Origin of the sequence: Campylobacter troglodytis, assembly GCF_006864425.1 — a bacterium.
GTDB classification, from domain to species: Bacteria; Campylobacterota; Campylobacteria; order Campylobacterales; family Campylobacteraceae; genus Campylobacter_D; species Campylobacter_D troglodytis.
This window is the reverse complement of record NZ_QHLI01000282.1, coordinates 1-353: the sequence shown is the minus strand read 5'-3', so window position 1 is coordinate 353 and position 353 is coordinate 1. Positions and strand designations below refer to the sequence as shown.

Annotated in this window: 1 protein-coding gene; it reads left to right on the top strand. The window is 39.4% G+C overall.

Annotated elements, in window-relative coordinates; all coding sequences use genetic code 11:
• Positions 1-82: 82 nt before the first annotated feature.
• On the top strand, positions 83-353 hold a 271-nt coding region (locus DMC01_RS12885), incomplete at its 3' end, for a tyrosine-type recombinase/integrase (RefSeq protein WP_142694551.1).

Sequence of the window (353 nt, the reverse complement as noted above, 5' to 3'; positions counted from 1 at the left end):
AAATCGCCATTTTAACACGGTTTTAACAAGGTAGAAATACATAGACTTTAAAAACGCACTTTGGACTATACCAGCAAAGGATATGAAAACTAAAATGCCCCACGAGATACCATTGACTAGGCTTATGCTTAAAATTCTCAAAGAACAGCAGCTATTTAGCAAGGGCATAAATGAATTTATCTTTCCTAGCGGTGGCAGAAAGCGACATATTACCATAGAGGGTATGGAAAAGGCGATTAGAAATCTAGGATACAACGATAAGTATAAGGGTAAGGTAACTCCGCACGGCTTTCGTGCTACCTTTCGCACAATCTGCTCTATAAACAAAGCCGAACTTTTGGGGCTTGGCATAA